At 54.0% G+C, this 24,156-nt stretch carries 23 protein-coding genes, 1 tRNA gene and 2 pseudogenes; 16 read left to right on the forward strand and 10 right to left on the reverse strand.

Annotation, left to right across the window (positions count from 1 at the left end):
- Window positions 1–56: 56 nt before the first annotated feature.
- The 4 genes and pseudogenes from HA51_RS09750 to HA51_RS09775 all read right to left on the reverse strand — a co-directional run bounded on the left by HA51_RS09750 (window position 57) and on the right by HA51_RS09775 (window position 3,364).
- Window positions 57–404: a DUF4156 domain-containing protein gene (locus HA51_RS09750; protein WP_084934334.1), complete on the reverse strand. Its 348-nt coding sequence runs from the start codon at window positions 402–404 to the stop codon at window positions 57–59.
- Window positions 405–727: 323 nt separating this feature from the next.
- A pseudogene (gene groL / locus HA51_RS09760) lies at window positions 728–2,378 on the reverse strand (chaperonin GroEL).
- A gap of 45 nt (window positions 2,379–2,423) precedes the next feature.
- Complete coding sequence (locus HA51_RS09770; protein ID WP_021507766.1) at window positions 2,424–2,717, reverse strand: co-chaperone GroES; 294 nt, start codon at window positions 2,715–2,717, stop codon at window positions 2,424–2,426.
- Between the two features lie 194 nt (window positions 2,718–2,911).
- Window positions 2,912–3,364 carry an FxsA family protein gene (locus tag HA51_RS09775; protein ID WP_084934336.1) on the reverse strand — a complete coding sequence of 151 codons (453 nt, stop codon included), beginning with the start codon at window positions 3,362–3,364 and terminating at the stop codon, window positions 2,912–2,914.
- A 375-nt stretch (window positions 3,365–3,739) separates the two neighbouring features.
- Here HA51_RS09775 and aspA point away from each other — a divergent pair, with 375 nt between their 5' ends.
- The 5 genes from aspA to HA51_RS09800 all read left to right on the forward strand — a co-directional run bounded on the left by aspA (window position 3,740) and on the right by HA51_RS09800 (window position 9,291).
- A complete protein-coding gene (gene aspA / locus HA51_RS09780) occupies window positions 3,740–5,176 on the forward strand; it encodes an aspartate ammonia-lyase (protein WP_084934337.1) in 1,437 nt (478 codons plus the stop codon).
- A 117-nt stretch (window positions 5,177–5,293) separates the two neighbouring features.
- Entirely contained in the window at window positions 5,294–6,595 is a 1,302-nt protein-coding gene (locus HA51_RS09785; protein ID WP_084934338.1) for an anaerobic C4-dicarboxylate transporter, read from the forward strand.
- Between the two features lie 82 nt (window positions 6,596–6,677).
- Window positions 6,678–8,378, forward strand: coding sequence for a protein-disulfide reductase DsbD (locus tag HA51_RS09790; protein WP_084934339.1), 1,701 nt, complete (start codon window positions 6,678–6,680; stop codon window positions 8,376–8,378).
- Between the two features lie 66 nt (window positions 8,379–8,444).
- Window positions 8,445–9,023 carry a division control transcriptional repressor DicD gene (gene dicD, locus HA51_RS09795; RefSeq protein WP_084934340.1) on the forward strand — a complete coding sequence of 193 codons (579 nt, stop codon included), beginning with the start codon at window positions 8,445–8,447 and terminating at the stop codon, window positions 9,021–9,023.
- 192 nt (window positions 9,024–9,215) lie between these two features.
- Window positions 9,216–9,291 (forward strand) — tRNA-Phe (locus HA51_RS09800).
- A 223-nt stretch (window positions 9,292–9,514) separates the two neighbouring features.
- On the opposite strand, the gene HA51_RS09805 is transcribed toward HA51_RS09800, so the two are convergent.
- The 3 genes and pseudogenes from HA51_RS09805 to HA51_RS09815 form a co-directional block, all read right to left on the reverse strand.
- Window positions 9,515–9,814, reverse strand: a complete 300-nt coding sequence (locus HA51_RS09805) for a helix-turn-helix domain-containing protein (protein WP_084934341.1) — start codon at window positions 9,812–9,814, stop codon at window positions 9,515–9,517.
- A gap of 73 nt (window positions 9,815–9,887) precedes the next feature.
- A pseudogene (locus HA51_RS09810) lies at window positions 9,888–10,166 on the reverse strand (type II toxin-antitoxin system RelE/ParE family toxin); the annotation flags it as partial.
- Between the two features lie 196 nt (window positions 10,167–10,362).
- Window positions 10,363–10,761 carry a (R)-mandelonitrile lyase gene (locus HA51_RS09815; protein WP_084934342.1) on the reverse strand — a complete coding sequence of 133 codons (399 nt, stop codon included), beginning with the start codon at window positions 10,759–10,761 and terminating at the stop codon, window positions 10,363–10,365.
- 445 nt (window positions 10,762–11,206) lie between these two features.
- Here HA51_RS09815 and HA51_RS09820 point away from each other — a divergent pair, with 445 nt between their 5' ends.
- Entirely contained in the window at window positions 11,207–11,902 is a 696-nt protein-coding gene (locus tag HA51_RS09820; RefSeq protein ID WP_084934343.1) for an RraA family protein, read from the forward strand.
- A gap of 170 nt (window positions 11,903–12,072) precedes the next feature.
- Here HA51_RS09820 and HA51_RS09825 read toward each other — a convergent pair whose 3' ends face one another.
- The gene (locus HA51_RS09825; protein WP_084934344.1) at window positions 12,073–12,993 is read right to left on the reverse strand and encodes a DMT family transporter; all 921 of its coding nucleotides are present in this window, start codon (window positions 12,991–12,993) and stop codon (window positions 12,073–12,075) included.
- A gap of 259 nt (window positions 12,994–13,252) precedes the next feature.
- Between HA51_RS09825 and HA51_RS09830 the strand changes: the two genes are divergently transcribed.
- Genes HA51_RS09830 through HA51_RS09845 form a run of 4 tightly spaced genes read left to right on the forward strand, consistent with a single transcriptional unit; the run spans window position 13,253 to window position 16,579 of the window.
- The gene (locus HA51_RS09830) at window positions 13,253–14,092 is read left to right on the forward strand and encodes a transporter substrate-binding domain-containing protein (RefSeq protein ID WP_084934345.1); all 840 of its coding nucleotides are present in this window, start codon (window positions 13,253–13,255) and stop codon (window positions 14,090–14,092) included.
- Between the two features lie 11 nt (window positions 14,093–14,103).
- Window positions 14,104–14,805: a 5-oxoprolinase subunit PxpB gene (gene pxpB, locus HA51_RS09835; RefSeq protein WP_425435720.1), complete on the forward strand. Its 702-nt coding sequence runs from the start codon at window positions 14,104–14,106 to the stop codon at window positions 14,803–14,805.
- Entirely contained in the window at window positions 14,802–15,788 is a 987-nt protein-coding gene (locus HA51_RS09840) for a 5-oxoprolinase subunit C family protein (RefSeq protein ID WP_084934347.1), read from the forward strand. The genes pxpB and HA51_RS09840 overlap by 4 nt, the downstream gene beginning before the upstream one ends.
- A 20-nt stretch (window positions 15,789–15,808) precedes the next feature.
- Window positions 15,809–16,579: a 5-oxoprolinase subunit PxpA gene (locus HA51_RS09845; protein WP_084934348.1), complete on the forward strand. Its 771-nt coding sequence runs from the start codon at window positions 15,809–15,811 to the stop codon at window positions 16,577–16,579.
- A gap of 62 nt (window positions 16,580–16,641) precedes the next feature.
- Here HA51_RS09845 and HA51_RS09850 read toward each other — a convergent pair whose 3' ends face one another.
- Complete coding sequence (locus HA51_RS09850; protein ID WP_084934349.1) at window positions 16,642–17,844, reverse strand: pyridoxal phosphate-dependent aminotransferase; 1,203 nt, start codon at window positions 17,842–17,844, stop codon at window positions 16,642–16,644.
- Between the two features lie 456 nt (window positions 17,845–18,300).
- On the opposite strand from HA51_RS09850, the gene nac reads away from it, so the two are divergent.
- The 6 genes from nac to HA51_RS09880 all read left to right on the forward strand — a co-directional run bounded on the left by nac (window position 18,301) and on the right by HA51_RS09880 (window position 22,865).
- Complete coding sequence (gene nac, locus HA51_RS09855; RefSeq protein ID WP_084934350.1) at window positions 18,301–19,224, forward strand: nitrogen assimilation transcriptional regulator NAC; 924 nt, start codon at window positions 18,301–18,303, stop codon at window positions 19,222–19,224.
- A gap of 114 nt (window positions 19,225–19,338) precedes the next feature.
- Window positions 19,339–19,755, forward strand: a complete 417-nt coding sequence (locus tag HA51_RS09860; protein ID WP_084934351.1) for an acetyl-CoA carboxylase biotin carboxyl carrier protein — start codon at window positions 19,339–19,341, stop codon at window positions 19,753–19,755.
- A 131-nt stretch (window positions 19,756–19,886) separates the two neighbouring features.
- The gene (locus HA51_RS09865; protein ID WP_084934352.1) at window positions 19,887–20,639 is read left to right on the forward strand and encodes an SDR family oxidoreductase; all 753 of its coding nucleotides are present in this window, start codon (window positions 19,887–19,889) and stop codon (window positions 20,637–20,639) included.
- Window positions 20,640–20,661: 22 nt separating this feature from the next.
- Window positions 20,662–21,357 (forward strand): amino acid ABC transporter permease, encoded by a 696-nt coding sequence (locus tag HA51_RS09870; RefSeq protein ID WP_084934353.1) that lies wholly within the window; start codon window positions 20,662–20,664, stop codon window positions 21,355–21,357.
- 5 nt (window positions 21,358–21,362) lie between these two features.
- Entirely contained in the window at window positions 21,363–22,118 is a 756-nt protein-coding gene (locus HA51_RS09875) for an amino acid ABC transporter permease (RefSeq protein WP_084934354.1), read from the forward strand.
- 9 nt (window positions 22,119–22,127) lie between these two features.
- Window positions 22,128–22,865 carry an amino acid ABC transporter ATP-binding protein gene (locus HA51_RS09880; RefSeq protein WP_084934355.1) on the forward strand — a complete coding sequence of 246 codons (738 nt, stop codon included), beginning with the start codon at window positions 22,128–22,130 and terminating at the stop codon, window positions 22,863–22,865.
- A 115-nt stretch (window positions 22,866–22,980) separates the two neighbouring features.
- Here HA51_RS09880 and HA51_RS09885 read toward each other — a convergent pair whose 3' ends face one another.
- Complete coding sequence (locus tag HA51_RS09885) at window positions 22,981–24,150, reverse strand: Gfo/Idh/MocA family protein (protein WP_084934356.1); 1,170 nt, start codon at window positions 24,148–24,150, stop codon at window positions 22,981–22,983.
- Window positions 24,151–24,156: the final 6 nt, after the last annotated feature.

Below are 24,156 nucleotides of genomic sequence, written 5' to 3' on the forward strand. Positions count from 1 at the left end.
ATTGCGCCCACAAAAAAAGCCGCATCAGCGGCTTTTTTTATATGCACTCAGCGCCATTACGGGCACTTATACACCTGACCTGACATTTTGCTATCAAGCGGTGCGAAAGCCGACAGCAGATTCTGCGTTGGGCTGGTTGCACCGTAAATCACGTTGCCGCCCATGTCTGCCGCACGGTTACGCAGGTCGTTGGCTGCACCACGCAGCGAACTGCCTTCACCGCCTGATCCGCTCATCCAGTTGCTCTGTGAGCCAGTGACATTGCCCAGCAGCTGACATTGGCTTCCAGGCTGCTGGTCAACGAAGGTGACACGCTGTCCGCCAGAACTCAGTTGATTGGAGCTGCTGCAGCCCGCCAGCAGTAAAGTCCCTACCGCCAGTCCGAGCAAGAGGTTAATCCGCATTGTAATCCCCATTTATTATCATCAGTGTCGGGCGGCAGCGTAGCAGAAAAGCGCACTTTTTTTCTGAACATTCATTGCCACCTACCCTAAATAGTTCCAGGTGCAGAAAGGCGGCAAGGGCATGAATCCCCAGGAGCTTACTCCAGTAAGTGACTGGGGTGAATGAACGCAGCCAATGCATCTGCAGCTGGAAATATGACGGGTATAACCCCGCAAAGCCGAAGTATTGCGCTCATACTTATACCTTGTTCGCCACCAAAAGAAAAACCCCCGACCGTTTCCGATCGAGGGTTTTTCAAATGACTTAAGCAGTCAGGGGCAAATTACATCATGCCGCCCATTCCGCCCATGCCACCCATGCCGCCAGCGCCACCTAAATCAGGTGCATCGCCTTTTGGCAGGTCGGTCACCATCGCTTCGGTGGTGATCATCAGGCCCGCGACAGAAGACGCGTACTGCAGAGCAGAACGGGTCACTTTGGTTGGGTCCAGGATACCGAAGTCGATCATGTTGCCGTACTCTTCAGTCTGCGCGTTATAACCGTAGTTACCGTCGCCCGCTTTCACGTTGTTGGTCACAACAGAAGGCTCTTCACCGGCGTTAGCACGATCTGACGCAGTGGCGCTTCCATTGCGCGCAGCGCAACTTTGATACCGACGTTCTGGTCTTCGTTCTGACCTTTCAGGCCTGAAGCAGCAATTTTCGCTGCAACGCGTACCAGTGCAACACCACCACCAGCAACCACGCCTTCTTCTACTGCAGCACGGGTCGCGTGCAGAGCATCTTCAACGCGGGCTTTCTTCTCTTTCATCTCAACTTCAGTGGCTGCGCCCACTTTCAGAACGGCTACGCCGCCTGCCAGTTTCGCTACGCGCTCCTGCAGTTTTTCTTTGTCGTAATCAGAGGTCGCTTCTTCGATCTGCTGACGGATCTGCGTTACGCGGCCCTGAATTGCGCCCTGATCGCCCACGCCATCGATGATGGTAGAGGTATCTTTGTTGATCACAACGCGCTTCGCCTGACCCAGATCTTCCAGGGTGGCTTTTTCCAGGTCCAGACCGATCTCTTCAGAGATTACGGTGCCGCCGGTCAGGATAGCGATATCCTGCAGCATGGCTTTACGACGGTCGCCGAAACCAGGTGCTTTAACCGCAGCCACTTTCACGATACCGCGCATGGTGTTAACCACCAGTGTTGCCAGCGCTTCGCCTTCAACATCTTCAGCGATGATCAGCAGTGGTTTACCGGCTTTCGCAACCGCTTCCAGTACTGGCAGCAGTTCACGGATGTTAGAGATTTTCTTATCGGCTAACAGGATGAACGGAGCATCCAGTTCGATAGCGCCAGTCTCTGGTTTGTTGATGAAGTACGGAGACAGGTAGCCACGGTCGAACTGCATACCTTCAACCACGTCCAGCTCGTCTTGCAGGCCGGTGCCTTCTTCAACGGTGATAACGCCTTCTTTGCCTACTTTCTCCATCGCGTCAGCGATCAGAGCACCAACGGTTTCGTCGGAGTTAGCAGAGATGGTACCTACCTGAGCAATGGCTTTGGTATCCTGGCAAGGAACAGACAGCGCTTTCAGCTCTTCAACCGCAGCGATCACTGCTTTGTCGATGCCGCGCTTCAGATCCATTGGGTTCATGCCTGCAGCCACAGCTTTCAAGCCTTCAGCGATGATCGCCTGAGCCAGAACGGTTGCGGTGGTGGTGCCGTCGCCTGCAGCGTCGTTCGCTTTAGAGGCCACTTCTTTCACCATCTGAGCACCCATGTTCTCGAACTTGTCTTCCAGCTCGATTTCACGCGCTACAGAAACACCATCTTTAGTGATGGTCGTGCACCAAAAGATTTATCCAAGACCACGTTACGGCCTTTCGGGCCCAAGGTAACTTTTACTGCATCTGCCAGGATGTTAACGCCACGCAGCATTTTTACGCGCGCGTCATTACCGAATTTTACGTCTTTAGCTGCCATTTCAAATATCCCTTAAATTCGTTTCGTTCAGTGAATTACGCGTAATTACGCTTCGACAATCGCCAGGATGTCGCTTTCAGAGATGATCAGCACTTCTTCGTTATCGATCTTTTCAGTTTTGGCACCGTAGCCTTCGCTGAAGATAACCAGATCGCCAACTTTCACGTCCAGCGGCTTAACATCGCCGTTTTCCAGGATGCGGCCATTACCCACAGCCAGAACTTCACCGCGGGTTGATTTGCCAGCTGCAGAGCCGGTCAGAACGATACCGCCAGCAGATTTAGCTTCAACTTCTTTACGCTTGACGATAACGCGATCGTGCAACGGACGAATTTTCATTTGGTAGCTCTCCTTTGAGAAGTCCAATCATTCAGTTTTTTGGGTTGAACCGGACTGCATGGCTTCCGGCCTCGTGGAGAGAGAGATAGGGTCAATAAATGGGCTTTCAAGGGCAAAAAAATAAAAAATTTTCGTTTGTGTAACAGTTGGCGAAAAAGGCAGCAAAAAGGGCGACTCTCGCCGCCCTTCTTAGTTTAACTATCTTTATCGTGCCCAATTTTGTCTTGGTCTTTACGCTCGTATTCGCCATCCATGGTGAAGCCGCTGTCAGGACCTGCACCGGGTCCACGCCATACACGCAAGTGCGGCATTAATTTCAGCGTCAGATGCTTTTGTACCGGCGGTAACAGCAGCAGCAGGCCAAGGAAGTCAGTAAAGAACCCCGGCAACAACAGCAGGAATCCAGAGATGATCAGCGAAACGCTTTTAGTCATCTCGGCTGCTGGACTTTCGTTACGCGCCAGCTTCTCCTGCATCAGGCGGAAGTTCTTCATACCCTGATTTTTCACCAGCGATACCCCGATACACGAGGTGAAGATCACCAGCAGCATGGTAAGCAGCACGCCCAAGGCATGCGCAACCTGAATGAAAATTGAGATCTCAATCCAGGCCAGAACAAAAAAAATGACGAACGGTATCCAGCGCACCGATATCTCCTATGTGTAGCGCTGCCTCGCTATTTGCCAGGCAGCAGAAAGGGATGGTCTGTCAGACCGTATTGATAGAGATGGGCATCTGGACGCGTGATTTCAACCGATCCTGCCAAATTTTTCCCACTGACTTAAAATTGCGAACTACATCACATATCGTTATTACCGCTGGGCCAGCAAATGCCCGTAAAGTGATCTGTGCACAAACAATTCTGTAACAACAGAATATGATCGTGCCCGCCAGCCCGAAGATGGATAATATGTCGGTGCGGGTATTCCACGACAATATAATTGCTTCACCTGCACCGTGATTGCCGCCCGACCATCCTGGTCGCCCGGCAGTAACACCGCAGAAATAATAAGAAGGTAATCATGGCGAACAACATTCGTATCGAAGAAGACCTGTTAGGCATGCGCGAAGTTCCGGCAGACGCTTACTACGGTGTTCATACTCTGCGTGCGATTGAAAACTTCTACATTAGTAACAATAAAATCAGTGACATACCGGAATTCGTTCGCGGTATGGTGATGGTGAAAAAAGCAGCCGCGCTCGCCAACAAAGAGCTGCAAACAATCCCTCGCAACATTGCTAACACCATTATTCAGGCCTGTGATGAAGTACTGAATAACGGCAAATGCATGGATCAGTTCCCGGTTGATGTCTATCAAGGCGGCGCGGGTACCTCGGTCAACATGAACACCAACGAAGTGCTGGCGAACATTGGCCTGGAGCTGATGGGCCACCAAAAAGGTGAGTACCAGTACCTCAATCCGAACGATCATGTGAATAAGTGTCAGTCCACCAACGATGCTTATCCAACCGGTTTTCGTATCGCGGTTTACGCCTCCATCCTGAAACTGCTGGACGGCATTAGCCAACTGAGCGAAGGCTTTCAGCGTAAAGCGGTCGAGTTCGAAAACATTTTGAAGATGGGCCGTACTCAGCTGCAGGATGCAGTGCCGATGACGCTGGGCCAGGAATTCCACGCGTTTAACGTGCTGTTAAATGAAGAGACTCGTAGCATTTTGCGCACCGCAGAATTGCTGCTGGAAGTGAACCTCGGCGCCACAGCAATCGGTACGCGTCTCAACACCCCAGATGGCTATCAGCAGCTTGCCGTTCAGCGTCTGGCGGAAGTCAGCAATCTGCCAGTGGTTCCAGCAGAAGACCTGATCGAAGCAACGTCCGACTGCGGCGCCTACGTGATGGTGCACTCCGCGCTAAAACGTCTGGCGGTGAAGCTGTCGAAGATCTGTAACGACCTGCGCCTGCTCTCTTCCGGTCCGCGCTCTGGCCTGAATGAAATCAACCTGCCAGAACTGCAGGCCGGTTCATCGATCATGCCTGCCAAAGTGAACCCGGTGGTGCCTGAAGTGGTGAACCAGGTATGCTTCAAAGTTATTGGTAACGACATCACCGTCACCATGGCGTCAGAAGCCGGTCAGTTGCAATTGAACGTGATGGAGCCAGTAATCGGCCAGGCGCTGTTCGAATCGATCAGTATTCTGACCAACGCCTGCTTCAACTTGCTGGAAAAATGCGTCAACGGCATCACCGCGAACAGAGCAGTGTGTGAAGCTTACGTGTTTAATTCGATTGGTATCGTCACTTACCTCAACCCGTATATCGGCCATCACAACGGCGATATCGTCGGCAAGATTTGTGCTGAAACCGGTAAGAGCGTCCGTGAGGTAGTACTGGAGCGCGGCCTGCTGACCGAAGCAGAACTGGATGATATTTTCTCTATCCAGAACCTGATGCATCCAACCTACAAAGCCAAACGCTACACCGACGAAAACGAACAGTAATCCGTTCCGGATCAAATCGCCAAAAGCACGCTTGTATACAATACGGCGTGCTTTTTTCATTTTGGCGGCTACAACTTTAAGAGTCTGGATTTCCCCCACGGCTCAGGAGTGGAACGAATGGTAGGTGTGGAGTTACTGATTGTCCTGCTGGCAATCTGGCTTGGTGCGCGTTTAGGCGGCATCGGTATTGGATTTGCGGGCGGATTAGGCGTGCTGGTGCTGACGTTGTTCTGTGGTATGAAACCCGGAGCCATTCCCTTTGATGTGATCGAAATTATCATGGCGGTGATAGCCGCGATAGCCGCGATGCAGATCGCCGGTGGGCTCGATTACATGGTGGGCCTTGCCGAAAAGCTACTGCGCCGTCATCCACGTTACGTCACCTTCCTCGCGCCACTCGTCACCTATGTGATGACGCTGCTGGCGGGCACCGGGCACACCGCATTTTCCACACTACCCGTCATCGCTGAAGTGGCCAAAGAGCAAGGTGTACGTCCTTCACGCCCATTGTCGATTGCGGTGGTTGCCTCACAAATCGCCATTACTGCCTCACCGCTCTCCGCGGCCGTGGTGTTCTTTGCCTCGATTCTTGAACCGCGCGGTGTCAGTTATCTGGCACTACTCGCCGTGTCGATCCCCTCCACCATGGCAGCAATTTTCTGCGCCGCGGTGGTGACCAGCTTTTTGGGTAAAGAGTTAAAGGATGACGAGGTTTACCAAGCGCGTCTCGCCAAGGGTGAAGTCACACTGCGAGGTGAACGCGTCTATCAGATTAAACCCGGAGCCAAACGTGCCGTGCTGCTGTTCCTGATCGGCATCGCGGCGGTGGTGTTGTACGCCACGGCCATCAGCGACAGCGTCGGCCTCATCAGCAATCCCGTATTGCCGCGTAACGAAGCCATTGTGGTGTTTATGCTGACGGTTGCCACTCTGATCTGCCTAACGTGCAAAGTCGATACCGGCGAGATCCTTAGCGCCAGCACTTTCAAATCGGGCATGAGCGCCTGTATCTGCGTGATGGGCGTGGCGTGGCTTGGCGACACCTTTGTCAAAGCCCATCTGAACGAAATCCAGACCGCTGCAGGCGACATGCTGCAAAGCTATCCATGGATGCTGGCGTTGGTGCTGTTCTTCGCCGCCACCCTCCTTTACTCGCAGGCGGCGACCACCAAAGCGCTGATGCCTGCCGCCCTGATGTTGGGCGTTTCACCGCTGGCGGCCGTGGCTTCGTTTGCCGCTGTTTCAGCACTGTTTGTGTTGCCGACCTACCCCACCTTATTGGCCGCAGTAGAAATGGATGACACCGGTTCGACCCGAATCGGCAAGTTTGTGTTTAATCACTCCTTTATCATTCCCGGCGTGTTGGCCATTGCCTTCTCCGTGGCGTTTGGCTTCCTGTTTGGTAGCCTGATTCTGTAGCGCCGTTACATCCTGAAAACTCGTGGCAAGACGGTCGTGCTATCATCGCGGCTCATTCGCCACCGGAGCTAATTCATTCGTCATGGCTGCTCGACTTTCCCGCCTGATGGGCTTTTGCCTTGTGCTGCTATTCTGTTTTTCAGCCCAGGCCAATATTTTTTCACCGAATAACAACAGCCGCTTTGTGCCGGTGGATCAAGCGTTTGGCTTTGATTTCAGTCAACAGGGCAACCAACTCACGCTGAACTGGAAGGTGAAGGATGGCTATTACCTTTATCGCCAGCAAATTCACGTAACGCCACAGAAAGCGCAGATGGCACCGCTGGTCATGCCCCAGGGGCAGCCGCACGAGGATGAGTTCTACGGTAAGAGCGAAATCTATCCGCAGGATTTACAGCTGCCAGTAACCTTGCAGCAGGCGGAGTCGGGTGCAACGCTCACCGTAACTTATCAGGGTTGTGCCGCCGCCGGATTCTGCTATCCACCCGAAACCCGTTCTGTGCCGCTCAACCCGGTTACCGCAAATCACGATGCACCCGCCGTTAACGCACAGCCCGTGCAGCAGCGCACGCCATTGCCGTTTTCACCGCTGTGGGCGCTGTTGATTGGCATCGGCGTCGCCTTCACGCCGTGCGTATTGCCGATGTATCCATTGATCTCCAGTATCATTCTCGGCGGCCAACGCCGCTACTCTGCTGGTCGCCTGTTCGCGCTGGCAATGGTGTATGTCCAGGGAATGGCGCTGACCTACACCGTACTCGGCATGGTGGTGGCCGCCGCAGGTTTGCGCTTCCAGGCTGCGTTGCAACATCCGTACGTATTGATCGGCCTGTCAGCACTGTTCATCGTGCTGGCGCTGTCGATGTTTGGCCTGTTCTCCCTGCAACTGCCTTCCGGCCTGCAAACCCGCCTGACGCTGTGGAGCAACCGTCAGCAAGGCGGTTCATTGCCGGGCGTATTTATGATGGGCGCGCTGGCGGGCTTGATCTGCTCACCCTGCACTACCGCGCCGCTGAGTGCCATCTTGCTGTATATCGCGCAGAGCGGAAACCTGTGGGCAGGCGCGGGTACGCTGTGGCTGTATGCCTTTGGTATGGGCCTACCGCTGATTGCGGTCACCCTGTTTGGCAACAAACTACTGCCAAAAAGCGGGCCGTGGATGCAAAGCGTTAAAGAGGGCTTCGGCTTTGTGATTCTGGCGCTGCCGGTCTTCTTGCTGGAACGAGTCGTTGGCGATGTCTGGGGATTACGTCTGTGGAGCCTGCTCGGCGTGGCCTTCTTTGCCTGGGCGTTTAGCCTCAGTCTGCGCGCGCAAGGCAAATGGCGCATCCTGCAAATTGTGATGCTGGCGGCGGCACTGGTAGCAGCACGCCCATTGCAGGATTGGGCTTTTGGCAGCGGCGCCACCGTGCAATCCGTCGCACATTTGCCGTTCAAAACGGTGGTCAGCAGCGAGCAGCTTGATAGCGCATTGCAGCAGGCACAAGGCCGCATTACCATGGTCGATCTTTATGCTGACTGGTGTGTGGCATGCAAAGAATTTGAGAAGTACACCTTTAGCGATGAAGGCGTGCGTGCCGATTTAAGTCAGGTACAGTTACTGCAAGCCAACGTCACCGCAAATAATGCCCAGGACAACGCCCTGTTGCAGCATTTACAGGTATTAGGCTTACCGACCATCCTGTTCTTTGATGCGCAAGGCAAAGAAATCCCTGACTCACGCGTCACCGGTTTTCTCAGCGCCGCCGACTTCCGCACGCATTTGCACAATCTGTCGCGTTAAACGACACTGGTTCCAGGACACTGCCCGTTCGTGCGCGAACGGGCCCGCACTCCAGAGGAGAGTCACTTGCAACGTGAACAGATTCTTGAGCATGCGCTGAATGTGCTTGAGCAAAGCGGCCTTGCCGCCACCACCTCCCTGCAACAATTAGCAGGTGAAACCGGATTAAATCCAGAACATCTTGAGCGTTACTGGCCCGATCGCGACGCCCTGTTGTATGACGCCCTGCGTTATCACGGCCAGCAGATTGACAGCTGGCGCCGCCAGATACAGCTCAATGAACATCTCACTGCCCAACAAAAATTGCTGGCGCGTTACGACGTATTAAGCGAACACGTGAATAAAGGACGTTTTCCTGGCTGCTTGTTTATCGCCGCTTGTAGCTTCTATCCGCAGCCTGACCAACCCGTGCATCAGCTTGCCGAGCAGCAGAAACGCAGCTCATGGCAGTTCACCCATGAGATTCTGGTCGATTTGGCGCTGGATAATCCGACCATGGTGGCCGATCAAATGGAGCTGATTCTCGAAGGCTGTCTGAGCAAACTGCTGGTGAAGCGGAACGTGCAGGACGTGGCTACCGCCCGTCGTCTGGCAGAAGATGTGCTGGGCATCGCGCTGTGTCGGCAAAACGGCGCATTAGCATAAACTGATGGCTATGCCCTTTCAGCCCAGCCGCGTCATTTATGATGCGCAATCCTACGAACATCTTTACCGCCAGCGGGTACGTTGAGATTTTGCACACCCTGTCTGAAAAGCAAGCAGTCAGTCACGATTGCTACGCTTTTTTGACGAAAGCCGTTGACGGCTGAAAGCCATTAAGGTTTAATGCGCCCCGTTGCCCGGATAGCTCAGTCGGTAGAGCAGGGGATTGAAAATCCCCGTGTCCGTGGTTCGATTCCGCGTCCGGGCACCAACATTCTGAAAACCCAGCTTATGGCTGGGTTTTTGCTTTTCTGCGTTTGCCGTCCTTCCACAGCAGTGCACCACTTCAAATTTATACAAAACCTTCTGTCCAATTTTTGGACTTAATCCAAGAAGTGACGCTTTAAGTCCATCATTAAGGACATTGTGCAATCACACACTTAAGACAATTAACCTTACAGTTGTGTCGCTGAAATAAACAAAAACCATCACAGTTAAAGCAGAAATGTTCGTCCATCACCGGTGGGCAGTTCAACATTCAAGCTCAGTTTACCGCCTAATGCCTCAACATACTTTTTCAAGCTTGAGAGTTTTATCTCATCGCCGCGCCCTTCAAATGCTGCTATGGCTGGCTGTGAAACACCCATTCTCTCAGCTAACTGTAGTTGTGAAAGCTCCAACTCTTCTCGTAAGTGTCGTAATTGAACCTCAATAATTTTTTCCGCCACTTTAGCCTGGATTCTCCTCTGTGACTCTGGAGAGCGCTGTGCGATGAGATCTTCAAGTTTAGGCATGATTTATTCCTCTCAAATGCTTGCTGTATTCTTGATCCGCTAGTTTGATCATTGACTGGTAGAATCGCTTCTAGTTGAGACCTGTTTTGTCCCCTGCACACAAAATAATCCCCTTCCTTCTAGGATCGAATGCGAAGAACGCCCGAACAGGTCTACCATTACTTTGAACACGCAGTTCTTTCATGTTGGTATATTGAGAACCGATGACAGTATCTACATCAGGCCTCCCTAAATGCGGGCCGAATATTTTCAACACTTCCAAGCTTGCGAGTACATCCTCAATCATTTCATCATCCTGCGCTTCCAGCCACGCAGCAAAATGTTCTGTTGTATCAACATTCCAGCTGTTCAAAAGCCCCTCACATAAACTGTAGTTTATACTCCTTGAATATAAACCAGAAGTTATATTTTATCGGTTTCAGTTATCAATACCTGATCAGCTAAGTGAGGTGGGAATAATGGTGAACTGAGATACACGGCGGATAAAAAAGTAAACAGCCTGCAACATGCAGGCCGTCAGAGAATGGAAATAAGCTCACAGTCAAAAGCTACAACCGATAATCCTCATCGCTCACCTGCTCCAGCCAGGTCACAGGAATGCCATCCACAGACTCAGCGATGGCGATGTGTGACATCGCGTTGTCCGGCGTTGCGCCATGCCAGTGCTTCACGCCTTCAGGGATCCAAACAATATCACCTTGATTCATCACCTGAATCGCCTCACCTTCGCACTGAATCCAGCCCTGCCCCTGCACCACAATCAGTGTTTGTCCTAGAGGATGGGTATGCCATGCGGTGCGTGCACCCGGTTCGAAGGTCACAGTGGCACCGCCGACACGTGCAGGAGCGTCAGCCTGAAAAGGGGCATCAATCCTTACCGTGCCGGTGAAATAGTCCGATGGGCCTTTACGTGATGGCACTGAGCCATTCTTGATGAATCTCAACATGGGTATGTCCTCTGTTTCATGAATGACATTAGCTTAGCAAAGTGCACTGTGAGCGATTAAGTCAACAATCATGCAAGCGCCTATGAGTGAGATTCATAAGCTCATACCGATTACCTTTACAGTCATTCCCTCGCCGAATATTCGCTTCGGCGGAAAAAATATAATATGCAACACACCCAGTCATACTTTAAATATATTTAGCCATAATAAAATCCAATAAAATTATTAATCAGTAAGTTAAATAGTCTGTCATTTTTATTTCGTGATCCTGATTTCGTTAGCTGTAACAGCGTATTCGTAACACGTTACCCTTCCCGTACACTCTCTTTAATTCAGTGAATTACACATTCGCATCACCATTTATAAGTAAAAAACAATTTACCGGTGATATTCATCGGACATTATTTATCGATTACTCGTTAATAGCCCTGACAGGAGAAATATAATGACCGCAGGAAATCGCATTTATTTACGCCGTCCATCTGATGCCGAGCCGTTACTGGAAGCCTTCCGCTGCTTACCCGCTGCCGTCGTCGCTGATTGCATGAGTCGTCTGCCCGCGCTATCGGCAGAGATCAGCCTGAAAACAGCACCTAAAACACCGATCATGTGTGGCCTGGCGGTGACCGTAAAAGCGCGCTCTGGGGATAACCTGATGCTGCACAAGGCGCTGGATATGGCCGGTCCCAACGATGTGATTATTCTGTCGAATGAGGGCGATCGCAGCCAATCACTGATGGGCGAAGTGATGGCGACCTATGCCAGGCAGCGTGGCATGGAAGGGATTGTACTGGATGGTCCAGTGCGCGACATCGAGGGCTTATCACGTATGGATTTCCCGATTTATGCCGCCGGTCATACACCGGGCGGACCGTTTAAAGATGGCCCGGGTGAAATCAACGTGCCGATTGCCTGCGGCAAAATTCACGTCTCTCCGGGCGACATTGTGCTCGGCGATGCGGATGGCGTGATTGTTATTCCTCGCCAGGATGCGGCAAGGATTCTGGAAGCAGCACAAGCTTACTTAATCGTTGATGAGCACAACTTCGAACTGGCGAAAACCGGCTCACTGGAACGCGGTTGGTTGGCGGAAACGTTGCATAATAAGCAGGTGGAAATTATCGATGATGTCTATCGGTAGCAGCCTGTAAGCCTGTAAGCCTGTAAGCCTGTAAGCCTGTAAGCCTGTAAGCCTGTAAGCCTGTAAGCCTGTAAGCCTGTAAGCCTGTAAGCGCAATATACTCAGGTCGTCCTCCACGGCGACCTCTCATTCAAAGCGTTCGTCATTGAATCAACGGCAATAGCATTGAATCATGGCGTACTACTCACCATCGCCAGTTTGCGCTGACGATTTTCCCGCCATACCGCAAATATCCCAGCGAGCGCCACAATCGATGCACCAAAGAGTGTGGTCATTCCAGGCAGACTATTGAGGAACAGATAGCCAATCAGCATTGACCACACCAACGTGGTGTAATCAAACGGCGCCAGCAGCGAGGCATCAGCATAGCGCAGGCTGAGTGTCACCAGAATCTGTGCCAGGCCGCCAAACAAACCACAACCCACCAGCAGCAGCAACTGCAAGCCGGTGGGCTTAGCCCAACCGAAAAACACGGTGGCAAGCCCAATCAAGGTGGTCATCACCGAAAAATAGAACACAATCGCACCCGGCTTTTCGATGCCATTCAGGAAACGAATCTGCACATTCGACGTAGCCGTACACAGTGCCGCAATCAACGCAAAAGCGACACCCAGGCTAGCCGTGGCGCTATTGGCGACACCTGCCAGCACACCACCGCTGGCCGCGAGGCTGGAAGAAAGCATAATCAGAATGCCCGATAAGCCCACCACCACAGCCACCCAGCGCGATATGTGCACCCGCTCCTTTAACAACATCGCGGCCATCATCACGGTAAACAGCGGTGCGGCATAGCTGAGTGCGGTGGCATCTGCCAGAGAGATATACACCAGCGCCAGATAGTTGAAATACATGCCGCCAGTGCCGGAAAAACCGCGAATGAAATGGCCAAACAGGTTACGGGTTTTCAGGTTCTGCAGTACGTTGCCCTGAAATTTCAGCCAGATAAGCAGCGGAAACAAGGCAATAAAGCTGCGAAAAAAAATCACTTCACCAGTGGGGATGCTGCCATTAAGGCCTTTTACACAGGCCAACATCAAAGTGGCACACAGGGCGGCAAAGATTTTCAGTAACACGCCTAATCGGGGATTCATGCTCTCACTCTTCTCTCTCTACCACGTGCAATCGGCGGGATTGCCGAGAGGACAACGCGGCTTACACTAGGGAGAAAAATGTGCGCTGGATAACACTTTTTCGCTCTAGCTGAATAGAAATAACTTATCGCCTTCAGTCATATTATTTCCCTATTGCACAACACGCTTTCCCTCTTTTTCGGCACAAAACAAAGCCGATATAGTCCAGAAAAGCGAGATTTTGCGCTGCGAGGCCGTAACCACCATTGAGGGAATGCACATGACCATGAAAAGAGTGACCCACATCGGGTTAGCGCTACTGCCATTGCTGGCTGTTTCGGCGGCGCATGCCGATATGATGGCGAACATTAAGTCGAGCGGTGAACTAAAATGCGCCGTTTACTCTGACGTACCGCCTTTCTCTTCACCGGATCCGAAGACCCGCCAACTGGCAGGCATGGATATCGATCTGTGTACCGCCCTGGCGAAGCAGATGAACGTCAAACTCACCTTAGTACCCACCTCCGTTGAAGCGCGTATCGCGGTGATCGCCACCGGTCGCGCTGATGTGTTGATCGCCAACCTTGCCTACACCAAAACCCGTGGCAACCAAATTCAGTTCAGCGATCCCTATTATGTGGCCAAAGAGATGCTGCTGGTGAAAGCGCCGTTGGCTGATAAGTCACTGGACTACTTTAAGGGCAAGCGCATCAGCGCGACTAAAGGCACCACCTCTGAACAATCGATTCATATCAAAGGCGGCAAAGCGGTCACCTTCCAGGATTCCGCTTCTGCGTTTCTGGCGCTGGAGCAGAACAAATCGGTTGGTTTCGTCACCAACACCATGACCGGCATGAAAACCATCGCCCAGGCGAAAAAAGACGGTATCAATCTGGCGATGGTGAAAGAGCCGATGGCGCTGGAACCGATCGGTATCGGCATGAAGAAAGATGAACCGGCCCTGCTGGCCAGCGTCAACAGCGGTTTAAAAGCCATGGACGATGACGGCACCATCGACAAAATCTGGAACACCTGGATTGGTCCAAATACCGAATACAAAATGGTGCGCGAAGAGCGCGTACAGCCGCTCTCCAGTCTGAAATTTGAACCACTGGAATAACCATGCCCGTGATGTCGCAATCGGATCTCCAGCCCGCCAGCGCTTCTGCGCTGGCTTGTTCCTCGACGATTACGCTCTCCACCATCGGCGCTCGCGCGTGGCTGGTGGAAGCACCGGGCGGATTCGATCTCTCCGCTCAGCGCCGCATCTGGTCGCTGGCGCGTTTACTGCAGGCAGATGAGGCGGTAGAAGCCTTGATCCCCGGTGTGACCAATCTGCTGGTGCTGTTCCGCCAGATCCCCAGTGATGACGCCTCAGTTCGCACCAGCCTGCACGCGGCGTGGGAGCAGGCGCAAGCGATCAGCCCGCAGGGAAAACTGATTGAAATTCCCGTTTATTACGGCGGCGAGCACGCTAGCGATCTGGATGCCGTTTGTCGTCACACGGGATTCAGCGCGCGCGAGGTGGTACGCCGCCATCATCAAAGCGAATACACAGTGTTTGCGCTGGGCAGCGCGCCTGGCTTTGGTTACTTACATGGGCTCGATCCGCAATTAGCCACACCGCGTAAGAAAGTGCCGTCACTTAGTATGCTCAAAGGCACGGTCACCATCGGTGGCGCTCAGGCCGGTGTTTCGGCGCTGACCGGCCCTAACGGCTGGAACGCTATCGGTTATGCCGAGTTGGAAGTGTTTGATCCGCTTGCAGAATCCCCGGCGTTAATGGCACCAGGCGACCGCATCCGTTTTCTGCCACAGAGGATAGAACTGTGATTGAGATTGAACAGAGCGGTGCGCTAAACACAGTACAGGATCTGGGCCGTTTCAACTTCCGCCATATGGGCGTCTCCGTCAGCGGCGTAATGGATCCGCTGGCGTTACGCGCCGGTAATCTGCTGCTGGGCAATGAAGAGAGTGCCGCAGCGATTGAAGTGCAGCTGTTCCCGTTTCGCGTCCGCTTTTTGCAGGACAGCAGCATCGCTGTAACCGGCGCTGACTGCCGCGCCACCCTGGATGGTGCGCCATTGCCGCCATGGTGGGGCTGCGGTGTGCGAGCCGGACAGCTGCTGGAACTGCGTTACCCGCGCAGTGGCGCACGCGGTTATCTCTGTATAGCAGGTGGCATTGATGTGCCACTGGTGCTGGGTTCGCGCAGCACCGCACTGCGCGGCGGTTTTGGCGGACTGGAAGGCCGTCCACTGCAGCGCGGCGATCGGCTAACACTGGGTGAAACCGCGGCCCCCCCGCTGCCCACCAGCGGAATCGGCATCGAGCCGCCGGACAGCGCCCTGCGCTCACATTTCCCGCGTAACAGCGCGGGTGAGATTCAGTTGCGTGCCATTCCGTCGGGCGAATATCCGCTGTTCGCTGCCGATGCACCGCGCTTCTGGCAGCAGTCATGGCAGGTCTCCAATCAAAGCAACCGCACCGGTTATCGACTGGCAGGCGATCCGATTTTCCCTTCGCAAACCATCGAGATGCGATCTTACGGATTGATCCCTGGCATTGTGCAGGTGCCACCGGGCGGTGAACCGATCATTCAGCTCAGCGATGCCAACACCGCGGGTGGTTATCCCAAGATCGCCGGGGTGATCGAGCAGGATCTATGGCGACTGGGACAAGTGCTTCCCGGTCAATCGATCCAACTGATCCAGAGCGATACGCGTGAAGCGATCGCCATTGAGCAAGAAGTCACACGCTGGCTTAGTCGTTTGCGGCTCAGTTGCCCCACGCTGCGCAAAGCGTTGACGGCATAACCCTCACAAGGAATCAAACCATGAAGATTGATGTGAACTCCGATATGGGTGAAGGTTTCGGCGTCTATCAACTGTGCGATGACGCCGCACTAATGAAAGTGGTCTCCTCCGCCAATATCGCCTGCGGATTCCACGCCGGCGATCCAGCGATCATGACCAAAATGGTGCGACTGGCAAAAGAACACGGTGTCGGCATTGGTGCGCATCCGGGTCTGCCCGATCGCCAAGGCTTTGGTCGTCGTGAACTGCCGTTCAGTGCTGAGGAGATTTGCCAGCAGGTGGCCTATCAACTCGGCGCGCTGACAGCCATTGCCAAAGCAGAAGGCACCCATGTGTCACACTTTAGTTTCCATGCCGCGATGGGCAATATCGTTAACCGTGACAAGGCGTTGGCGCAGCAAGTGATGCTACTGGTGGCACGCATCAATCCGGATCTGATTGTGTTCGCACAACCGGATACCATCATTGAGCACGCTGCCCAGAAGGCGGACCTGAAAACCCTGACGCTGTTCCTCGCCGACCGCGCCTACGATGCGCAGGGCCGTTTAGTGCCACGCGGCATTGCAGGTTCAGTAATTAAAGAAGAGGCGGCACTGCGTGCCCGCGTGCGGCAGTTCTTGCAACATGGCACGGTTACCACCTTCGAAGGGGAAGTGATTGCCGTACGTGCGAGTTCGATTCTGGTGCACAGCGACACGCCGGGTTCACTGGCTCTCGCCACTATCGTACGGAGCGAAATTGAAGCCAGCGGTCATCAGGTTGCGCCTGCGGCTGAGGTGCTTGCGCAATAACACTTTTGCATCGCCCTAATAAAAAATGGCTGCCCATCGGCAGCCATTTTTTCGTTTTCAGCTTATCGGCAGCCAGTACAGAACGCCGCGATGCGGTCACAACCGGTTTCTAAACGCTCCATGCTCGTGGCGTAGGAAAGGCGGAAGTACGGGCTCATACCATAAGCGGCACCCTGCACCGTCACCACGTGCTGCTCTTCAATTAGCGCCAGTACAAAATCGGCATCATTATTGATTAAACGGCCACCGGCACTGGTCTTGCCAATCAGCCCTTCAATATTCACAAACAGGTAAAACGCACCTTCTGGCTTGTGGCAACGCAGGCCATCAATCGAGGTCAGACGCTCCAGCACGAAATCACGGCGTTCACGGTAGATACGCGCGCGCGCTTGCAACAAATCCTGTGGCCCTTCCAGCACCGCCACTGCCGCCGCTTGCGTCAGGGTACAGACTCCGCCACTGTTCTGGGTGTTCACATTGCTCATCGCTTTAATTAGCGGTGCAGGACCACCGCAGAAGCCCAAACGCCAGCCGGTCATCGAATAGGCTTTTGACACGCCGTTCACCGTCAACACGCGGTCATACAGACGCGGCTCAACCTGTGCCAGAGTATAAAAACGCACATTGTCATAGATCAGATGTTCATAGATATCATCCGTCATGATCCATACCTGCGGATGACGCAGCAGCACTTCGCCCAACGCCAGTAACTCGGCTTTGCTGGCTACCGAACCGGTCGGATTGCTCGGGTAATTTAGTAGCAGCCACTTGGTCTTATCGGTGATCGCCGCATCCAGATCCGCTGGCAGCGGTTTAAAGCCGTTCTCCTGCGAGCACGGCAGCGGCACCGGAACACCACCGGCAAATTTCACGATATCGGCATAGCTGATCCACGATGGCGTGGGGATCACCACTTCGTCACCCGGATTGATGGTCGCAAGGATGGCATTAAAGATGATCTGCTTCGCGCCACCCGCCGTGAGAATCTGGCTCACGTCATACTCCAGCTGGTTATCCCGTTTGAATTTCAGCTGAATCGCTTTGCGCAGTGCAGGCGTGCCGTCGGTGGGTGGGTAGCGCGTGTCGCCCGCGCGTGCAGCGGCGTAGGCGGCTTCAATCGCATGTTCCGGCGTGGGGAAATCCGGCTCACCGGTAGAAAGTGCTACCACATCAACGCCCTGTGCCGCGAGATCACGCGCTTTTTGGGTCATGGCAACGGAGGCGGAAACGGTCACATTCTTTAATCGATCGGCTATCTCGGGCATGGTCAATCCTGGGTTCGGGGGAGGTCAGTTTTCCCTGAGCATAGGATTAGGGCCGAAGCCACGGATAATAGTGCTTTGTTGTGGTGATATAACACAAAGCGATGACTGGACCGACTCCACACTTTTGCCATAAAGGCGGTGAATTGGTACAGAATTGGGCGGCAGGTCACGCCCGCTCAACTGACGACATGTTAATAAAGTGTTACTTTCTTTCCCGAGCCACATCTCGAACCCACGCTTTTCCTTGCCCGCCATTGGCAATGCTGATGGGTCAACTGCACTCAGCTGGTGCAGTGCTGCATTTTTCAACACCCGCCATACCGGCGGCTCACTAGCTCAGCACCTGCCTCAGGAGGCCCGGTAGTCGTACCCTCCTGTCTGAGTTCAATAACGAAAGCTTATCCTGGCATCAACTTTGCTTGAGGAGGATATGCGTTCTGTTTGAGGGAAGTGTCCATGAATCTTCGTCGCCTGAAGTACTTTGTTAAAATTGTTGACGTCGGAAGCCTGACGCAAGCAGCCGATATCCTGCATATCGCCCAACCCGCCTTGAGCCAACAGCTGGCTACGCTGGAAGGTGAGGTGAATCAACAGCTATTGATTCGTACCAAACGCGGCGTCACGCCCACCGAAGCAGGGAAAACACTTTATTCCCATGCGCAGTCTATTTTGCGCCAGTGCGAACAGGCGCAAAGTGCGATTGATCTGGTGGGTGCAGCGCTAAGCGGCAGCGTCTCTGTCGGGTTGGCACCGGGCACGGCGGCGCAAAATTTGGCGCTACCGCTGATGATGGAAGTACAGCAACAGCATCCCGGCATCGTGCTCTATTTTAACGAGAACTTTGGTACCACACTGAGCGAGCTCATCATGAACGGCCGTATGGATATGGCGGTGATTTACGATCATCGCACCATCCATGGCCTGCGCTTTATGCCGCTGATGAAAGAAGACTTATGCTTTGTCTGCCCGTTCAGCCTGGCGAAACCAGTGAAAGAAATCCCGCTGTCACAGGTCGCGCAATATGACCTGTTCCTGCCACGCATCTACAACATCATGCGCAAAGTGCTGGATGATGCCTTCGTGCAGAACAATCTGCAGTACCGCGTGAAGTGCGAAATTGAATCGCAAACCACCCTAAACGCGGCGCTGAGTGCCGGTCTCGGGACCACCATCATGCCGGAATCCGCCGCCCGCGCGATGCTGAAAAATGGTGATACCTGGATGGCGAAGATCATTGAGCCAGATGTTCAGGCCTCACTGTCGTTCTGCATGTCAGACCATCTGCCGCTGTCCCAACCTGCTGAAGCAGTGAAATCGATTCTGCTGTCGCTGATGTCGCGCCGCAACCTGGAGAACCATCCGCTGACCCTCGTGGGATAAGACCCGCTTATCACCGCAAAGCGAAACCCTCTTACTGCCCGTCTGACGAACGCGCTAGATTGATTCGGTCTGTTGCCCGCTCCGGCGGGCGTGTTTCGCTTTGACGGGAACCCCATGGAAAAAACTGCGATACCGCTGCCGACGCTGCGTGCGTTGGCGCGCAAGATGCAACGATCCGGCCTCAATAGTCTGGCGTTAGAAGGCAAACAGTGGTCAGTGCGTCTGACGTTTGCCCCAATGCCACCGCGCCCCGCTGCCGTCTTAACGAAGGAAGATAACTCACCTGTCTCACAGGCTATCGGCGCGCCCCTGCCCGGCACGTTGCTGCGTCGCCATCCGTACAGCCAGCAGGATTTTGTCCAGCCCGGTCAACAGGTGGAACCCCATGACCTACTGGCAATGGTTCAGGTTGGCCCGCTGTATGTCCCGGTGCTCAGCCCTGCTAAAGGCCGCGTGCAACAGCTTTCTCTCTCCTCACACTCTCCGGTTGAATACGACCAAGAAATCCTTATTCTTCAGTTGGATAATTAAATTTAAATCCGGTTATAAGGGGCACTTATCGCCTCACACTTTTTATGTCTTATGCCCTTGCAGCATAACTGCATAAAGTCAAAAAAGACCCATTACGCCTGACACACACCTGGCGAGACGAGGAAACACAAATGCCATTTTCAGATTACAAAACGGCGCTGGTGACCGGCGCATCTGCTGGCATGGGCGAAGCGATTGTTGAGCGCCTGTGCAAAGAGGGGATCACCGTGCACGCGGTAGCACGCCGCAAGGAACAGCTGGCCGCACTGGCCGATCGTACTGGCTGCATTCCCCATGCCGTCGATGTCAGTGACGTCCATGCGCTGACCGCGCTGTGCAAAGACTTGGAAATCGACATTCTGGTCAACAACGCGGGTGTCTCGCATCCTGGTTCGATTCTCGAGGCAGACGAGAACGTGGTGGAGACACAAGTTGATGTCAACCTGCGTGCCGTGCTGCACCTGTGCCGCTTACTGGTGCCGGGCATGATGGCGCGTGACCGTGGCCACGTGTTCAACATCACCTCGATTGCCGCCATCTACAACTTCAACGGTAACTCGGTGTATCACGCCACTAAAGCCGGGGTGCACGCGTTGTCGCGCCAGCTACGTGTGGACTGCTATGGCAAACGTGTGCGCATCACCGAAATCTGTCCAGGGCGTGTTGCTACCGATATCTTCGGCAATGTCTCGGGCGATCACGATGACGCACGCCGCCGTTATATCGACGGATTCGAGCTGCCACAGGCCAAAGATATCGCCGACTGCGTGGCCTTTGCGCTGTCTGCGCCGGTAGCGGTCAATATCGGTAATATCGAAATTACCCCGACGCTGCAGGTGCCGGGCGGTCTTTCCACTATGCGACCGGGCGACCGCACCGCGTAATACCGTACGATGAGGTAACTGTATGGCACTTGATTTCAGCAGTGTGATAACCGGCCACTACGGCCAGATGATCGTTGACGGAACGGTGGTCACCCTCGAACTGGCGTTAGGTGCCTGGCTGCTGGCGATGGCTATCGCCCTGCTACTGGTCGTCATTCGCCTGACGGAAAATCCCATTGCCGTTGGGTTGGTGAAGGCCTATGTCTCTTATCACCGCAATGTGCCAACGTTAATTCAGTTGATGATGTGGTATTTCGCGATCCCGACTCTGCTACCGGAATCGGTGCAGATGGCCATTGTCGATTTCAACGCCGAGTTCCTGTTCTCCCTGATCGCGCTGGGGTTATGTCAGGCCGCTTATTTCTCCGAAGATATCCGCAGCGGCCTGCGCGCCATCCCTGATGGGCAGAATGAGGCCGCGCGCGCGCTCGGCATGAGCTATGTACGCGCCATGCGTTCAGTGATTTTACCGCAGGGTGTGCGCAACGCGTTGCCATCGGTGGTCAATCACACCGTGCTGCTGTTTAAAAACACCAGTCTGGCAATGGTGATCGGCGTGGCCGATCTGACTTACGTCACACGCGACATCGAGAACCAAACCTTCCGTACCTTCGAATCCTACTTAGTGGCAACCGTGGGTTATCTGTTCTTCTCCCTGCTGTTGATGGGCTTGGGCGCGCTGCTGGCCCGCCGCTTCCAGCGCGTTTACGCGAGGTAATGGCGATGTTTGAGATTTTCACCATTTTGCATGACAACGGCATGCTGCTGTTAATGGGTCAGTACCCCAACGGTCCGCTTGGCGGCGTACTCTGTACGCTCTTAATCTCCGTGCTGGCAGTGCTGCTGGCCTTTCCCATCGGCGTATTGCTCGGACTGGCGCGTCTGTCACCCTGGCGTTGGTTGAGCTGGCCTGCCACCTGCTGGGTCTATCTGCTGCGCGGCATCCCGCTGATGATGGTGGTGTTCTGGACTTACTTCTGTGTGCCACTGCTGATTGGACATAACATCAGCGGTTTCGCCACCATGCTGTGTACGCTGGTGATTTATGAAAGTGCCTATATTGCTGAGATCGTGCGGGGCGGCATTCAGGCCCTGCCGCACGGGCAGTATGAGGCATCACGCGCACTGGGCATGAGCCACCTCAAAACCCTGCGTTTAGTGATTCTGCCGCAGGCGCTGTTCAACACCCTGCCGAGCCTGGTGAGCCAGCTGGTATCGATCATCAAAGACTCCACGCTCGGCTACGTGATTAACGTGCCGGAGTTGACCTTTGCCGCTAATCAGGTCAGCAACCAACTGTTGACCAAGCCGTTCCAGGTGTTCGCGATTGTGGCGCTGAGCTACTACCTCATCTGCTTCAGCCTGACCTGGCTCGCCAATAAACTCGAAGCGCATATTGCGCAGAAACGTCGCCAACCGCCGCAGGCTAATCCCAGCGTTGCGCCCGCAGTGATGCTGACTAAGACCTCTTCGCAATAAGGAACCACTATGAGCACGATGATCATGTTTAATCAGGTTAACAAATGGTATGGCGCGTATCAGGCGCTCACCGACCTGAGTGCCGAAATTAATACTGGCGAAGTCGTGGTCGTGTGTGGGCCGTCTGGATCGGGGAAATCAACCTTGATCCGCACGGTTAACCGCCTGGAACCCATTGATAATGGCCAAATAGTATTTGATGGCACCGACATTCACGGTAGCAGCACACGCCTTAATCAACTGCGCACCCGCATTGGATTTGTCTTCCAGAGCTTCAACCTGTTCCCGCACGTCTCCGTGGCCGAAAACATCATGATGTCGCCAATGAAAGTATTAGGCATGAAACGCGCGGAGGCACGACAGCAAGCAGGTGAACTACTTGAACGCGTCGGCTTATCCCATAAAGCCGATGCCTACCCGGCACAGCTCTCCGGCGGTCAGCAACAACGCGTGGCGATTGCGCGCGCGCTGGCAATGAAGCCTCCAGTGATGCTGTTTGATGAACCCACTTCTGCGCTCGATCCGGAGATGGTCGGCGAAGTGCTATCGGTGATGCGCAGTCTGGCGCAGGAAGGGATGACCATGATGTGTGTGACGCACGAAATGAATTTCGCCCGAGAAGTCGCCGACACCATCTGGTTTATGGATCAGGGACAGATTCTGGAGAAATCAACACCCGAGAAGTTCTTCACCCAGCCACAGCACCCACGCGCGCAGCGGTTTCTGAGTGATTTGAGATCACATTGATCTCAGATGCACATTTCCGTAGCGGCCCAATTTATTGCACATCTGACAGCAACGAAGCTGCTTCAGATGCGCGTGATAAATCATGCCGCTACGGTTTAGTACTATGAACTTAACCTTAGCAATCCACCCACACCGCTCCGGCATCCGCTGACTTCACACACTGCTCAACCCAACGCACGCCCATTAAACCGGCATGCACATCCGGGTACCAGAAATCAGCGAGAAACGCGTTATCGCCGCGATCGGTCGCATCCATTGCGAGTGCGAAACGGCGATACAGGTTCGACCACGCTTCGAACAGCCCTTCAGGATGACCACCACCGATACGATCCTCAGCCAATGCACGCTGGTGGAGATAGCCCATTCCGCGCTCCAGAATTTGCACTGGTTCGCCCTGCACTTCATAGCGCAACTGGTTTGGCTGCTCGTCCCACCACTCCAGGCTCGCTTTCTCCCCAATCACACGCACCTTCTGCCCGTGCATCGAGCCGCTGTTCACCGCGGAGGCCCACATGGTGCCGACCGCGCCATTGTCATACTCCATCATCACAAAGGCGTTATCTTCTAACGGCGCGCGCGTTTTCACAAAACTCTGGCGGCTGCACAACAGGCGCTTAACCTGCAGTTTCGGCACCATAGTTTCCGCGATAAACAGCGGATGGGTCGCCAGATCGCCCAACACATAGCTAGGCCCAACAAAGCGCGGATCGACACGCCATTTGGTGCTCTCGCTCTGCAACTCAACCGCTTCGTTATGGAAGCCGTGTGCGAATTGCATATTGATAATACGGATCTCACCCAGCAGACCTTCGGCGATCATCTCGCGCGCCTGGTGAATCAGTTGATGCCCGGCATAACCGTAAGTCACGCCGATGATCTTTTTCTTCTCGGCACAGAGTTTTTCCAGCTCGTCTGCTTCTTCGGTGGTGAAGCACAGGGGCTTCTCACACACCACATGCAGACCGGCATTCAGCGCCGCACGGCAGATGGTGAAGTGGGTATTGTTTGGTGTGGCGATGGAAACGGCTTCGATGCCGTCTACACGAGCCGCTTCCGCCGCAAACATCGTTTCGTAATCCGGATAGCAGCGATCCGCATCGACGCCGAGCGATACGCCAAATGCACGGCCACGTTCAGCGTTAAGATCAAATGCGCCCGCCTGCAACACGAAGTTGCCATCACGCAGTGCCGCAGAACGATGGATATAACCAATCTGGCTAGTACCACCACCGCCCACCATGCCCCAACGCAGTGAACGGTCCAGAGCTTTAATGCCGTTAATCATGATGTT

The organism is Pantoea rwandensis (assembly GCF_002095475.1).
Classification (GTDB): Bacteria; Pseudomonadota; Gammaproteobacteria; order Enterobacterales; family Enterobacteriaceae; genus Pantoea; species Pantoea rwandensis.

Excerpts from the sequence above, each read along its gene's own strand:
- HA51_RS09750 (WP_084934334.1), bottom strand. The coding sequence starts at position 404 with ATGCGGATTAACCTCTTGCTCGGACTGGCGGTAGGGACTTTACTGCTG.
- HA51_RS09770 (WP_021507766.1), bottom strand. The coding sequence starts at position 2,717 with ATGAAAATTCGTCCGTTGCACGATCGCGTTATCGTCAAGCGTAAAGAA.
- aspA (WP_084934337.1), top strand. The coding sequence starts at position 3,740 with ATGGCGAACAACATTCGTATCGAAGAAGACCTGTTAGGCATGCGCGAA.
- HA51_RS09785 (WP_084934338.1), top strand. The coding sequence starts at position 5,294 with ATGGTAGGTGTGGAGTTACTGATTGTCCTGCTGGCAATCTGGCTTGGT.
- HA51_RS09790 (WP_084934339.1), top strand. The coding sequence starts at position 6,678 with ATGGCTGCTCGACTTTCCCGCCTGATGGGCTTTTGCCTTGTGCTGCTA.
- HA51_RS09805 (WP_084934341.1), bottom strand. The coding sequence starts at position 9,814 with ATGCCTAAACTTGAAGATCTCATCGCACAGCGCTCTCCAGAGTCACAG.
- HA51_RS09815 (WP_084934342.1), bottom strand. The coding sequence starts at position 10,761 with ATGTTGAGATTCATCAAGAATGGCTCAGTGCCATCACGTAAAGGCCCA.
- HA51_RS09820 (WP_084934343.1), top strand. The coding sequence starts at position 11,207 with ATGACCGCAGGAAATCGCATTTATTTACGCCGTCCATCTGATGCCGAG.
- HA51_RS09825 (WP_084934344.1), bottom strand. The coding sequence starts at position 12,993 with ATGAATCCCCGATTAGGCGTGTTACTGAAAATCTTTGCCGCCCTGTGT.
- HA51_RS09830 (WP_084934345.1), top strand. The coding sequence starts at position 13,253 with ATGACCATGAAAAGAGTGACCCACATCGGGTTAGCGCTACTGCCATTG.
- pxpB (WP_425435720.1), top strand. The coding sequence starts at position 14,104 with ATGTCGCAATCGGATCTCCAGCCCGCCAGCGCTTCTGCGCTGGCTTGT.
- HA51_RS09845 (WP_084934348.1), top strand. The coding sequence starts at position 15,809 with ATGAAGATTGATGTGAACTCCGATATGGGTGAAGGTTTCGGCGTCTAT.
- HA51_RS09850 (WP_084934349.1), bottom strand. The coding sequence starts at position 17,844 with ATGCCCGAGATAGCCGATCGATTAAAGAATGTGACCGTTTCCGCCTCC.
- nac (WP_084934350.1), top strand. The coding sequence starts at position 18,301 with ATGAATCTTCGTCGCCTGAAGTACTTTGTTAAAATTGTTGACGTCGGA.
- HA51_RS09860 (WP_084934351.1), top strand. The coding sequence starts at position 19,339 with ATGGAAAAAACTGCGATACCGCTGCCGACGCTGCGTGCGTTGGCGCGC.
- HA51_RS09865 (WP_084934352.1), top strand. The coding sequence starts at position 19,887 with ATGCCATTTTCAGATTACAAAACGGCGCTGGTGACCGGCGCATCTGCT.
- HA51_RS09870 (WP_084934353.1), top strand. The coding sequence starts at position 20,662 with ATGGCACTTGATTTCAGCAGTGTGATAACCGGCCACTACGGCCAGATG.
- HA51_RS09875 (WP_084934354.1), top strand. The coding sequence starts at position 21,363 with ATGTTTGAGATTTTCACCATTTTGCATGACAACGGCATGCTGCTGTTA.
- HA51_RS09880 (WP_084934355.1), top strand. The coding sequence starts at position 22,128 with ATGAGCACGATGATCATGTTTAATCAGGTTAACAAATGGTATGGCGCG.
- HA51_RS09885 (WP_084934356.1), bottom strand. The coding sequence starts at position 24,150 with ATGATTAACGGCATTAAAGCTCTGGACCGTTCACTGCGTTGGGGCATG.